The 13,084-nt window shown below is 63.7% G+C and carries 10 protein-coding genes; 6 read left to right on the forward strand and 4 right to left on the reverse strand.

What is annotated here, in order from left to right; genetic code table 11:
- Positions 1–5 precede the first annotated feature (5 nt).
- Genes ACNQPB_RS09690 through ACNQPB_RS09700 form a run of 3 tightly spaced genes read right to left on the reverse strand, consistent with a single transcriptional unit; the run spans position 6 to position 3,665 of the window.
- Positions 6–959, reverse strand: coding sequence for a carbohydrate ABC transporter permease (locus ACNQPB_RS09690; RefSeq protein ID WP_498751160.1), 954 nt, complete (start codon positions 957–959; stop codon positions 6–8).
- A complete protein-coding gene (locus tag ACNQPB_RS09695; RefSeq protein WP_498751161.1) occupies positions 956–1,978 on the reverse strand; it encodes an ABC transporter permease in 1,023 nt (340 codons plus the stop codon). Before ACNQPB_RS09695 ends, ACNQPB_RS09690 begins: the two co-directional genes overlap by 4 nt.
- Positions 1,979–1,988: 10 nt before the next feature.
- The gene (locus tag ACNQPB_RS09700; RefSeq protein WP_498751163.1) at positions 1,989–3,665 is read right to left on the reverse strand and encodes an extracellular solute-binding protein; all 1,677 of its coding nucleotides are present in this window, start codon (positions 3,663–3,665) and stop codon (positions 1,989–1,991) included.
- A gap of 259 nt (positions 3,666–3,924) precedes the next feature.
- Between ACNQPB_RS09700 and ACNQPB_RS09705 the strand changes: the two genes are divergently transcribed.
- Positions 3,925–6,720 carry a glycoside hydrolase family 3 C-terminal domain-containing protein gene (locus ACNQPB_RS09705; protein ID WP_498751165.1) on the forward strand — a complete coding sequence of 932 codons (2,796 nt, stop codon included), beginning with the start codon at positions 3,925–3,927 and terminating at the stop codon, positions 6,718–6,720.
- Between the two features lie 89 nt (positions 6,721–6,809).
- Here ACNQPB_RS09705 and ACNQPB_RS09710 read toward each other — a convergent pair whose 3' ends face one another.
- Positions 6,810–7,859: a LacI family DNA-binding transcriptional regulator gene (locus tag ACNQPB_RS09710; protein ID WP_498751167.1), complete on the reverse strand. Its 1,050-nt coding sequence runs from the start codon at positions 7,857–7,859 to the stop codon at positions 6,810–6,812.
- Positions 7,860–8,140: 281 nt separating this feature from the next.
- Here ACNQPB_RS09710 and ACNQPB_RS09715 point away from each other — a divergent pair, with 281 nt between their 5' ends.
- From ACNQPB_RS09715 to ACNQPB_RS09735, 5 genes are all read left to right on the forward strand, one after another.
- Positions 8,141–9,313, forward strand: coding sequence for an ABC transporter substrate-binding protein (locus tag ACNQPB_RS09715; protein ID WP_498751169.1), 1,173 nt, complete (start codon positions 8,141–8,143; stop codon positions 9,311–9,313).
- A 138-nt stretch (positions 9,314–9,451) separates the two neighbouring features.
- A complete protein-coding gene (locus ACNQPB_RS09720) occupies positions 9,452–10,291 on the forward strand; it encodes a carbohydrate ABC transporter permease (RefSeq protein ID WP_498751307.1) in 840 nt (279 codons plus the stop codon).
- A 92-nt stretch (positions 10,292–10,383) separates the two neighbouring features.
- Positions 10,384–11,184 (forward strand): carbohydrate ABC transporter permease, encoded by an 801-nt coding sequence (locus ACNQPB_RS09725; protein ID WP_498751171.1) that lies wholly within the window; start codon positions 10,384–10,386, stop codon positions 11,182–11,184.
- Between the two features lie 57 nt (positions 11,185–11,241).
- Complete coding sequence (locus tag ACNQPB_RS09730) at positions 11,242–11,958, forward strand: ThuA domain-containing protein (protein ID WP_498751173.1); 717 nt, start codon at positions 11,242–11,244, stop codon at positions 11,956–11,958.
- Positions 11,943–13,040: a Gfo/Idh/MocA family protein gene (locus ACNQPB_RS09735; RefSeq protein WP_498751175.1), complete on the forward strand. Its 1,098-nt coding sequence runs from the start codon at positions 11,943–11,945 to the stop codon at positions 13,038–13,040. The genes ACNQPB_RS09730 and ACNQPB_RS09735 overlap by 16 nt, the downstream gene beginning before the upstream one ends.
- The last annotated feature ends 44 nt before the right edge of the window (positions 13,041–13,084 follow it).

The raw sequence follows: 13,084 nt of genomic DNA on the forward strand, positions 1-13,084 counted from the left end.
GAAAGTCACCCCTTCACCGCACCGATCATGACTCCCTTGGTGAAGTGCTTCTGCACCAGGGGGTAGACCATCAGGATGGGCACCACCGCCACCACGATCACTGCCATCTGCAGGGCAAGGGACGGCGCTGCCCCCTGCCCCACGGCAATCTGGCCCGGAATCATCACGCCCTGCAGGACGTAGGAGCGCAGCACCACCTGGAGCGGGTTCATGGCGCTGTCGTTGATATAGAGCACCGCATTGAAGAACGCGTTCCAGTACCCCACCCCGTAGAACAGGGAAATTACAGCGGTCACTGCCTTCGACATCGGGAGCACAATCTGGAACAGGATCCGCCATTCGCTGGCCCCGTCTATCCGTGCGCTGTCCAGGATTCCGCGGTCAATCCCCATAAAGAATCCGCGCAGGATGATGATGTTGAACACCGAAATGGCACCCGGCAGGATCAAAGCCCAGTAAGTGTTGATCAGGCCAAGGCTCGAGACCAGGAGGAAGGCCGGAATCATGCCGGCGCTGAAGAACATGGTCAACAGCAGGGTGAACAGGAGCGGCGTATGGGCAAAGGAACCCGGCCGTGACAAGCCGTACGCGCAGAGCACCGAGACCACCATGCTGAGCAGGGTCCCCACGGCGGTGACGCCTACGCTGACCAGCACGGCCCTGGTGACCACTCCCCCGCTGATGATCTGGCGGTATGCGTCCAGACTGATCTCCCCCGGGACAATCACCATTCCGCCCGCCGCTGTAATGGTGCCCTGGGAGGAGAGGCTGGTCAGGACGATTGAGTACAACGGCCCCAGCACGGCAATCACCACTATGGTGAGCACCGCCGCCTTGCCGATCCTGGCCGCCGGGCCCGGCTCCTCTTCCCATGCCGGCCTGGACGAATTCTTGCGGCGCAGTGCCGCTGAACCCGATGCCGCTGAACCCGTTGCTGCCTGTTTGGTTATGGTGCTCATGATTTTGAGTACACCCCGCTCTCTCCGAATAGGTGGGCCAGTTTGTTGGCCCCGAGAATGAGTGCCAGCGATACCACGCCCTTGATCAGGCCGGCCGCCGCGGCATAGCTCCAGTCGCCGTTACGAATGCCCGTGTAATACACAAAGGTGTCCAGGACCTCGGATGCTTGCGCTCCTACGGCGTCGCGTTGCAGGATCAGCTGTTCGAAGCCCACCGACAAAGCATCACCCAGGCGAAGAATCAGCAGCAGGATGACGACGCTGCGCAGCGCTGGCAGCGTCACGTACCACATCCGCTGCCAGCGGTTCGCTCCGTCGACGGCCGCTGCCTCGTACTGCTCCTGATTGATGGCGCTGAGAGCGGCCAGGAAGACGATGATTCCCCAGCCGGCGTCCTTCCAGATTGCCTGTGAGGTAATCAGGAAGAGGAAAGTGTCCGGGTTGGTCATGATGTCCGTGGCCTGCCAGCCATGTGCCCGCAGGCTCTGGCTCAGGAGGCCTGCCCCCCCGAACACCTGCTGGAAGACAGACACCACCAGCACCCACGAAAAGAAGTGTGGCAGGTAGACGATTGCCTGGATGGTGGAACGCAGTGCCGGAGACAGCAAGGAGTTGAGCAGCAGTGCCAGCAAAATGGGGATCGGAAAGAAGAAGACCAGCTGGAAGGCCGTGATCACCAGCGTGTTCGTCACGGCGAGCCAGAAGCCCTGGTCCCCCAGGACGCGGGCGAAGTTGTCGAGCCCGACATAGGGGCTGTCCGGGATGCCCACGAAGGGTGAGTAGTCCTGGAATGCCACAACGTTGCCGAGCATTGGGATATAGGCGAAGACCAGGAGCAGGGCAATGGCCGGCAAAGTCATCAGCACCAGGGATTTGTCCCGCAACAGCCTGGCCCGCAGGCCCGCGCTCTTGCGGGTTGTGGACGTGCCCCCTTGGCTGGCGAGGTCCGGGCCGCCCGGGCGATCGGCGCGTCGTGCTGGAACCGCCGAAGCGGTCAGGGTGGATTCGGAGGTGGTCATGGCGGCCGTCCTAGGCATTCAGGAATCCTGCGTAGAACTCACGCAGCTCATCTCCGCCGTTCTTCTTCCAGGTGGCGACCGCTGCGTCCAGATCGGAGAGGCTCTTTCGTCCACGGAGAATGTCCTTGTAGAGGTCGTCGAACGGTTTCCCGAGGGAACCGAACTTGCTGGGTTCCTGGATCTGCATGCCGTAAAAGAGGGGATCGACCACGTACGGGGCTTGGCGGACTTCCCAGTCCGTCTTGGTCTTCACGAAGCCGGGGTACTGGACGGAGTTGTTCACCGAAGCGGAGTTCACCAGGAACGCGTACGTGCTGGTGACTTCCTCCTTGCCCTTGGCCGTGGCCTGCGGAACATTCTGTGCGTCGCGGGTGTAGTGGATGCCTTCAACGCCGTTGACGATCAGCATGTTCTCCTCCGTGCCGAAGGGCGCGGCCACAAAGTTGGCCAGGGCCAGCATTTCCTCCACCTTCGAAGGATCATCCGTCTTCTTGATGAAACTGAAGATGGCGGCAGGTGAGCCGCGGAACAACGTTGGCTTGCCGCCGTCGGCAGCAAAGAAGTCCATGGGCTGCATCTGGAACTTCGGGTTGCTGGACAGGTTCCGGCCCAGGGCTTCACCCCAAGCACCCACCCCGTCGCAGGTCATCAGCACCGCGCCGGACTCAAAGCGCTGCTTCTCCTTCTGGGAGTTGCCGGCCACGGCATCCGGGTGGACAGCGCCTGAGGCGAAGAGTTTTGCACCCCATTCCAGGGCAGCCCGGTATTCGTTGGACTCAAACTTGTTCTGGAGCTTGCCGTCCACCAGTTTCCAGTTATCCACGCCATGCATCATCTGCGCGCCGGTCCATACCTCTTCCGAACCCCAGCGGTTCTTGGCCGGGTTCGTGATTTCCTTGGCCACTGCGATGTATTCATCTGCGGACTTTGGCGGTTCCAAGCCCAGCTCATCGAACAGGTCCTTACGGTAGAAGAAGGCGTTCGTGACCTGATCGGACGGGTACGGCAGCCCATAGAGCCCGCCCTCGAAACAGCTGTACTTCCAGGCAGAGGTGGGGAGATTTGCCAGGTTGGGGTACTTCTTGATCTTGTCGCCGGCAAGGTACTCGGAAAGGTCCGTGAAGAGACCCTTGACTGCCTGGCCAAATCGCGGCGGGATGTTCCAGGAGGGGATGACCACCCAGTCCGGCACGTCCTTGGGTGAGGCCAGCACTGTCTGGATCTTGTCCCCGTAGGTATTTCCGTCACTGACCTGGAAATTCAGCTTTGCACCCAGCCGTTCGTTGACAGCCTTGAAATAGCTGTTGTCGGACTGCGGGATTGCCCACCAGGCCGGTGTCATGACGGTGTAGCTGCCGCCTTTGCCCGGAATGCCCTGCACTGACTTGACTAAGGATGAGGGGATCTTGGTGAAACCGGGCGAGGAGCCGTTCACACTCGGAATGTCCGGTTTGACGATGTCGAGCGGGATGTAGCTGGGCACGAGCTTGGACGTGGCGGCGGACATCCCCGCGGAACTGGTGGGCTGCGCCGCCGCTCCCCCGCCGCTGCATGCGGTGAGCGCAGGGAGGGCGGCAAAGGCCACGGCACCACCCACGAGGCCCAGGAAGGACCGGCGGCCTACTGCGGTACGGCCGAGCCCATTCAGGGACGGGCTGCGTTCCGGTGAGGCATTTTTTCCAAGCATGATTTGCACTCCTTCGTGTGAACTTCTCTTGGTATGAGGCAGGCCTGACTGCCGGACTGGCTGCTGCGCTGCGCAGCTTCGCGACGGGGCGGCTTGGCCAGGAAAATGTCGAAGCGATTCGATTGGCTCAGCTTAGGTGATGCCAAATCAGACCGCAAGGGTTTTTTGTGTTGCAGCTCACACGGCAGAATGCCACACTGGTTGTCGAGTTATCGGCACGCAAGCGTTTAAACAATTCGGCTCCAAGGACGGACCAATCATGCCAACCGCATTAACCGCCACCACCGCTGCCACTCCCCAGGCCCTGCTGGCCCGCCTCACGTTGGACCAGAAGATCGCGATGCTCCACCAGCACGCGCCCGCCGTCGTCGAACTGGGCCTGGCCCCGTTCCACACCGGAGCGGAGGCCGCCCACGGGGTGGCGTGGCTGGGACCCGCCACAGTATTTCCGCAACCCGTGGGCATGGCCGCCACCTGGGACGAGGACCTGATCCGGCGTGTGGGAACAGCCACCGGCCACGAGCTTCGCGGCAAGAAGGCGGCCGACGCCTCAGTCGGCACCAACGCCTGGGCCCCTGTGGTGAACCCGCTGCGGCATCCGCTGTGGGGGCGGAACGAGGAGGGATTCTCGGAGGATCCGCATCTCACCGCAGCGTTGGCCGGCGCGTACTGTGCCGGGCTGAAAGGGGACCACGAGGATTTCTGGCTGACGGTGCCCACGTTGAAGCACTTCCTGGCCTACAACAACGAGGCCGACCGGAACGTATCCAGCAGCCAGCTGCGGGCCCGCGTGCTTCACGAATACGATCTTCCGGCCTTCCGCGGGCCCATCGAAGACGGCGTGGCCGGCGCCGTGATGCTCTCCTACAACCTGGTCAACGGACGGCCGGCCCACGTTTCCGAGCTGGTGGGCAGCGAGCTGCGGCAATGGCGGAACGGTGATGACATCACCATCGTCACGGATGCCGGCGGACCTTCCGCGCTCTACACGGCGGAGAAGTATTTCGACGACGGCCCATCGGCCTACGCCGCTGCCCTCCATGCCGGTGTGGACAACTTCACGGAAGACAGTGACAACCCCGGGCCGTCCCTGCGACACCTCCACGACGCCCTGGACCGGGGACTGATCACAGAGGCCGACATCGATCGCGCGGTCCTGCGGCTCCTGACCCTGCGGGAGCGGACCGGGGAATTCGAACCGGACGGCGGCCCCTACGGTGCCCTCGGAGCGGAGCTCGTGGGCGATCCGGCCCACGTGGCACTTGCCCGGGAATCCGCACGGAAGGCCGTGGTGCTGCTCCGCAACGGGCCCGCCGGCGGCACCGAAGCACCGCTCCTTCCGCTGGGTTCGGCCCCGGGGAAGATCGCGGTTATTGGCAGCTTGGGCTTCACGGTCCTCAGCGACTGGTACAGCGGCACTTTGCAGAACGAGGTCAGCATCGCGGCCGGGCTGTCCGGGCGGTACGGGGAGGTGGTGGCCGAGGCAGCCCTTGACCTGGTCTCGCTCCGCTGCGTCCGTACGGGCACGTACCTCGGTGCCGCGGATCCCGGATCCAGCCTCACGGCCGGCGCTGCAACCCCCGGACAGGAGCACATGTTCCAGCTCAAGGACTGGGGCGCCGGCGAATGCACGCTGCAGTCCCCTGCCACGGGTAAGTTCGTGACCGGCGACGGCTATTATCTTTCCGCCTCCGCCGACCGGGTGGGCGGCTGGGTGGTGCAGGAGACCTTCCGCCTGCACCGTGGAGCGGATGGAACCACAGCCATCCAGCACATCGGGACTGGAAAGTGGGTGCGGATCGAGGCGCACACAGGCAGCGTGGCCCTGTCCGCCGCGACGGAGGACACGGCGGACCGCTTTACGCTGCGGACCGTGCGCTCCGGGCAGCAGTCCGCCCGGGAGGCTGCCGCCGCAGCCGATGTCGCCGTCGTCGTGGTGGGCAATGATCCCCATCTCGGTGGCCGGGAAACCCTCGACCGGTCCACCCTGGCACTCCCCGAGTCCGAGCAGGAGCTCATCAGGCTGGTCCGGGAAGCGAACCCGCGCACGGTCCTGGTGATCGTGTCCTCCTACCCCTACTCGCTGGGCGCCTTGGCAGACACTCCCGCAATTGTGTGGACGTCGCACGCCGGGCAGGAGCTGGGCAACGCACTGGCGGACGTGCTCAGCGGCGACTTTGAACCCAGCGGGCGGTTGGCCCAGACCTGGTGGCAGCGGGACGAAGACCTCGCGGACATCCTGGACTACGACCTCATCACCTCCCGCAGCACCTACCTTTACAGCGACGCCGAGCCGCTTTTCGCGCTGGGGCACGGGCTGGGCTACAGCACCGTCAGCTACGAATCTGCTGTACGGGCCGACGACGGCCTGGACGTGGTCCTGCGCAACACCGGAAGCCGCACTGCGCACGAACTGGTGCAGGTCTATGCCGCCTCCCCCGGCCACCGCTTCGACTTTCCGCGGCGGTTGCTCGTTGCGTACCGGCGGGTTCGCCTCGAACCGGGCGCACGCAGCACCGTACGGATACCCGTGCCTGTGGACCGGCTCGCCACGTACAGCGTTACCGCCGGCAGGATGCTGGTGGAACCCGGCACGTACGAGCTGATGGTGGGTCCCTCGGCAAACGACCTTCCCCTGGGCGTTGAGTTGACGGTCGCCGGCGAAGGCAGCGGCCCGCACGCCCGGGGCGCCTGGATCCGGGCGGAATTGTTTGACGAATGCTCCAACCTTGCGCTGGTGCCGGAGAGTCGGATGGCAGGTACCGCCGTCGCACCGGCGTCCCCGGCGGAGAGGGCGACGGCGGTCTACCGGGGCTGGCGTGGCAGCTCACCCGAGTGGGTGTCGCTCCGGCTCTCAGCCACGTCCGCCGGCAGGGTTGCGGTGCAGCTCCCGGGCCAGGGCGGGACCTGGCGGGACTGCGCCAGCGCAGCGATAAAGCCCGGGTTCAACGGTGGGCTGCGGCTGGAGGTTGCCAGCCGCAGCACTGATTTCGAGGCTGTGCGGATAGTCCTGGAGGGGCCGGTGACGGTGAGCGCGCTGCAGCTGGGCGAGTAGAACGAGCAAATCTTTTCCGGCCAAAAGCCGCGTCCTGATCGCGGCGCTCAACGAGTGGCTGTGATCAGGACGCTTGGCCGCTGAACAAACTAGGTGCCTGTCCTTGCTCTCTTGGGGGAGCTGGTCGAACTCCGTGTGATGAGACGCGTTGCGAGCTCAATCCTGGGCCCGTCCGTGTTTGGGTCGATGCCTTCCCTCTGATTCGTCAGGCGCAGGAGCATGCGAAAGGCGGACGCTCCCATTTCCTGAATGGGCTGCCGGACAGTGGTCAGTTGCGGTGTCGCCCATGTTGCTTCGGGAACGTCGTCGAATCCGACGACGCTGACGTCTCCGGGGATGTCGAGCCCGAGGTAGCGTGCGGCGTCGTAGACGCCGAGAGCCATCATGTCCGATGCCGCGAAGATGGCCGTAGGCCTGTCCTCCCGGCTCAGGATCTCGACGGCGAAATCGCGTGCCTCGTCGCGGTTCCAATCGGCAGCGCCGACTAACCCAGGCTCGACTTGCAGGTCCATGGCCGACAGGGCAGAACGAAAACCGTCGAGGCGCGCCCGACTGTAGAGGTGATTCTTCACTCCTCCGATGAGGGCGAAATGGTTGTGCCCGAGGCCCAGGAGGTGTTCTCCCGCAATCCGTCCACCTTCCCAGTTCGCCACGCCCACGCTTGCGGTATTACGCGGAGCAGGACTCATCGGATCGACGAGGACGACGGGGATGCCAGCCGTATCGAGTGCACTCAGCTGTGTCGACGTGGGATCGACCAGGACGACGATGGCTCCGGTTGACGGGCGGCGCAGGAGCCGGCTCACCCAATCGCGACCCGCGCGGGCGATCGTAAGGACCACATCGCAGTCCGCGACCGCCGCAGCTTCTTCGACGCCAGTGAGGATGCTGTTGGCCCATGAGCCTTCGATGTTGCTCACGACAAGATCGACGAGGCGAGGCGCGTTCTCGGCCGAGCGACCCACTGGGCGTGGTCCCTTGGTCTTCGCGTAACCCATCTCCTGCGCGATCCGGACCACGCGCTCACGCGTTGCGAAGGACACATCTGTCGCTCCGCGGAGAACCTTTGACACTGTCGGTGTGCTGAGGCCGGCCGCGGCCGCCACGTCCGCCAAAGTCGGCTTCTTGCCGTCAGCCACTGAACTCAGCTCTTTTGCGCAAAATAATTACCCTTTGATCTCTGTATTCCGATATGTATACTCTCTCTGCGCAAAAGCATATTTGAAAATTGCGCAACTTTTCAAATAACTATGACCCGGTGGCGGGTCGAGGAGGAGAGTCGATGGAGACTTCACGTCTTACTACATCCAGGCGGGGCTTCTTGGGCCTTGTGGGAACCAGCGCGGCCGCCGCCGCCCTCGCGGCTTGCTCAACCGGGGGTGGTGGCGGTGGTGCGAGCGGTAGCTTGAAGTTCTGGAACATGCCGTGGGGTACCCCCGCGTTCAACACGCTCGACAGCAAGATCACCCTCGGCTACAAGCCGGCGTCGGGACTTCCGGCGGCGAGCTACCAGGCGATCCAATGGGCGAACTTCAACCAGTCCTTCTCCTCAGCCCTCGCATCGAAGACCGGACCGGCCGTATCGTCGGGCGGCGGGACTCAGGCGTTCCAGTTTGCCAAGCAAGGCTTCATCGCCCCTGCGGACGACCTCCTCGAGAGCTGGAAGTCCAACGGGATCTACGACGACTTCCTCCCCGGAGTCCTTGACACGATGAAGACCGACGCCGGCTACGTAGCAGTTCCTTACAACCTGGACATGCGGGTGAACTGGTACAACAAGCAGCTCCTCGAAAAGGCGGGGGCGACCCCTCCCACGGACTGGCAGTCCTACCTCGACGCCGCAGCCGCCCTGAAGAAGATCGGTGTGTTCGGGTTCGCGGCCAACGGCAACGCCAGCGGCGGTAACGCCTTCCAGATGATCGTCGGCTTCATGATCAACAACGGCGGCGGCATCTTCGACGAGGAGCACAAGCCGAATCTGGTGACCGCGGCGAACATCGAAGCACTCGAGTTCGTGCAGGAGAACATCAGCAAGGGCTACATGGACCCTGCCGCCATCAGCTACACGGCGACGAACGCGAACTCGCAGTGGAAGGCCGAGAAGTTCGGCATGGGGGTCGACGTCCCCAACCTGGCGGCCAACGTCGGTGGAGCGGCCGCATCGCAGCTTGTCGTCAGTGACCCGCTCACCAGCGCCAGCGGCAAAAAGGGCGCCCTGTACTTCCCGAACAACATCATGATGTACAAGAACACCCCCAGCCAGAAGGGCTCGGAGGCGTTCATGACCTATTACTACCAGAACATGAAGTCCCTGTGGACCCAAAATACGGGCATCGGCCTCCCGGTTTTGAAGTCGATCGCGGCGACCCCGGAGTTCCAGTCGGACGCAAACCAGGTAAAGATCGTCAAGATGTGGCAGCCCATCGCCAAGACATGGGCAGCCCCGGGCGGAACCGCCCTTTTCTCGAACATTTCTTACGTCGACAGCACGCCGGCCATCTCCGACTTCGGCCAGAACGTTCTCTCGGGCAAGTCTCCGAAGGACGCGCTGACGACGCTCCAGACGACGCTGACGTCGCTCATCAAGGACTGATCCGTGACATCCACCAGCATCGCCGAGAGCGTCAAACGTGCACGCCGTGGCGTCGGACCGGCCGGCACAGGACGCCCGACCGGCCCGGCACCGGCCCGGCGGGCGGCAAAGCGGTTTACACCGCGGACCTGGACCCTCATCGCGTTCGCGGCACCCTCCCTCCTCCTCCTTGTCCTCCTCAACGTCTACCCGCTCGTCTATGCCTTGATTCAAGCGCTCCATGACGGCACGCTCCTCGAAACCGGCCCCTTTGTCGGATTGAAGAACTTCGGCGACGTCCTCAGCCAACCCTCGTTCTGGTCAGCGACTTCCTTCACTGTGGTCTTCACAGTCGTTGGCGTGTTCGGCTCCTGGCTCGTCGGACTCGCGATCAGCCTGCTCCTTCGGACCCACATCCCCGCCGGCGGACTGTTCAAGGTACTGCTTCTCCTGCCGTGGATCGTTCCCACCGTCGTCTCCGCGACGTCATGGAACTGGCTGGTGGCAACACCGCAGAGCCCCCTTCCGGTGATCGCCGAGCATCTGGGCTTCGGAAACGTGCTTTTCCTGGCCGACCCGGTGCTCGCGAAGGTCGTCGTCTGCCTCTTCAAAGTGTGGATCTCGTTCCCGTTCATGATGATGATGATGTCGTCGGCTCTCGCCTCCGTTGACACGAACGTCTACGAGGCCGCGAGGGTCGACGGGGCCACCGGGTGGCAGTCGTTCCGGCTCATCACACTCCCGCTGATTGCCCGAACGACTTTCGTGTCGTGGATTCTGATGACGATCTTCTGCGTGAACGACTTCCCCACGATCTTCCTGCTCACCGGCGGAGGCCCGGCACACGCGACCACGTCGCTGGTCCTCCTCGCCTACCTCACCGTCTTCCAGAACTTCCAGACCGGCCCCGGGGTCGCCATCGCCTTCCTGATGACGTTCGTCCTCGTGGTCATCTCGGTCGTTCTCTACCGCCAGATCCGAAAGGTCAACATCGAATGAGAACGATCAGTGCTCCCCGCGAAGACACCCGGACAGGATCCGGAGACAGGGTAGCGGCTCCGGCCAACCGCCAGACCGCGCAGGATCTCCGCATGAGAGGCAAATGGTCCCGCTTCGTCTTGATCCTGGTCATGACCGCCGTCGTCCTGGTCCCGATAGTCGCCGTCTTCGGACTGTCCCTGACGCCCTCCCTCGGCTCGAACGCGGAAGGTTTCACCTTCGAGAACTTCGGAAACGTCTTCACGCAGACGGCCGTCCTGACCTGGCTCGGCAACAGCCTCGTCATCACCGCCGTCACTGTCGTCGTCGCCGTCGCAGTCGCTGCACCTGCCGGCTACGTGCTGTCGCGGGCCCGCAACCGTCTCGTGTCGGGTTACTCGCTCATCCTCTTCGTTGTGCAGTCCCTGCCCGTCGTCACCTCGGCGATCCCGCTCTTCATCCTGTTCGCGAACCTCGGGTTGGTCGACAACCTCTTTGGCGTCGTGATCATATACGTCGGTGCCACGATGTCCGTTGCAATCTGGATGATGGCCGCCTACTACGACTCGATACCGATCGCTCTCGAAGAAGCCGCCTGGATAGACGGTGCTTCCATCTTCGGTTCGTTCACCCGCATCGTCCTCCGGAACTCTCTCCCCGGCATCCTCTCAACAGCGATCTTCTCGTTCCTCCTGGCCTGGAACGACTACCTGATCGCCGTCGTGTTCCTCCGGTCCGACCCGAATTACACCCTTCCGGTCGGCCTGGAAACCTTCTTCCAGCAGAACGCGACCAACTGGGGCCTCGTCATGGCGGTCGCCGTCGTGATGATGCTCCCGCCGATCATCCTGTTCGCGTTCCTCAACAAGTACTTCTCAGTCGGCGGAATCGGCGGCTCGCTCGCCGGCCGCTAAGCGGCGTCCGCAAGAACGTATACACGAACCATGCCGCACCGCGGCAGCAAGGAACACATGAGCACCCCCGATCCACGATTCACGACCAAAACCGCACTTGTTGTCCGCGGCGGCTGGGACGGACACCAACCCGTCGAGGCCACCAACCTCTTCATCCCGTTCCTCGAGGAGCGTGGCTACACTGTGCGTGTTGAGGAATCACCCGCCGTCTACGCCGACAGCTCCTACATGCCCTCGGTCGACCTCATCGTCCAGTCGAACACGATGACCTCGATCGAGCAGGAGGAGTTCGAAGGCCTCCGATCCGCCGTCGAAGCGGGAACCGGCCTCGCCGGCTGGCACGGCGGCATCGCCGACTCCTACCGCAACAACTCCGACTACCTGCAGCTGATCGGGGGCCAGTTCGCTGCCCATCCCGGCAAAGCGCCCGATGAACTGACCGGCGACCAGGCCGACAACTACCGCCCGCACACCATCACCATGACCGAAGCGGCAGCTTCGCATCCCATCACCGACGGCATCGTCGACTTCGAGCTCAACACCGAGCAGTACTGGGTGCTCCACGATGACTACAACGACGTGCTCGCAACCACCACCCAAGCCGTCCGGCCTTGGGATCCGTGGAACCGCGAAATCGTCTCCCCCGCCATCTGGACCAGGCAGTGGGGCAAAGGACGCATCTTCGTCTCGACCCCCGGCCACCGCGTCGACATCCTTGAGAACCCGAACGTCAAGACCATCATCGAAAGGGGATTGCTGTGGGCGTCCCGCTAACCGTCGGAATCATCGGCGCCGGAAAGATCAGCGAGCAGTACTTCGAGAGTCTCCCGAAGCTGCCCGGCCTCAAACTCGTCGCTGTCGCAGACATCAACGAAGAACGTGCGCGCGAAGTCGCGGCTGAGCAGGCTGTCGAAGCCCTGAGCGTCGACGAACTCCTCGCCGACCATCGAATCGACTCGATCATCAACCTGACCATCCCCGCCGCGCACGTCGAAGTCGGGACGCGGGCGCTCCGCGCGGGCAAGCATGTCTTCGCCGAGAAGCCACTGGGGCTGTCCCCGGAAGAAGCCCTCCCCATGCTGGAACTCGCTGACTCTTTGGGACTTCGGGTCGGAAGCGCGCCGGACACCGTCCTCGGCACCGGCGTCCAAACTGCGCTTCAGCTTCTCGACACAGGTGCGATCGGCACACCGGTAGCGGCGCAAGTGCATTGGTCCGCGCCCGGACACGAACGCTGGCACCCGTCACCGCTCTTCTACTACCAACCTGGCGGCGGCCCGCTGTTCGACATGGGCCCCTACTACCTGACCAGCCTCGTCATGTTCTTCGGCCCCGTCGTCCGCGTATCGGGAGTGGCCACGAGATCCGACCGTGAGCGAACCGTCGAGACCGGCCCCCTGGCCGGCACACCGATCCCGGTGGAGATCGATACCCACGTCAGTGCCCTCCTCGAGCACGCGAACGGGGTGACCACCACGATCACGGTCAGCTTCGAAGTCTGGGCCACCAGGACACCACTCTTCGAAATCTACGGCACCGACGGCACCATCACTGTCCCCGACCCGAACCGGTTCTCCGACCCTGTCGAGCTGGCAACCCGCGAAGAACCGGAACGGCGTGAGGCGCCCATCTCCGCTGGCTACGAGGATGCCGGGCGGGGTTACGGACTCGCAGACATGGCCAGGGCCATCGAGACAAACCGCCCGCATCGGGCCTCCGGGCGGGTAGCGTTCCACGTCCTCGAGGTGATGGATGCCATCGCACGCGCGAGCCGGGAGCACCGGGTCATCGACGTCGACAGCACCGTGGAGCGGCCAGCCGTAGTGCCCTTTGGGGCGGCACCAGACACCTGGTAGGCGGTGGTCGAGCACCCGCGAATCCCAGGCGTCGTTTCAGATAG

It is taken from the genome of Curtobacterium sp. LFS079 (assembly GCF_047977865.1).
In the GTDB taxonomy this organism is placed as follows: domain Bacteria; phylum Actinomycetota; class Actinomycetes; order Actinomycetales; family Micrococcaceae; genus Arthrobacter.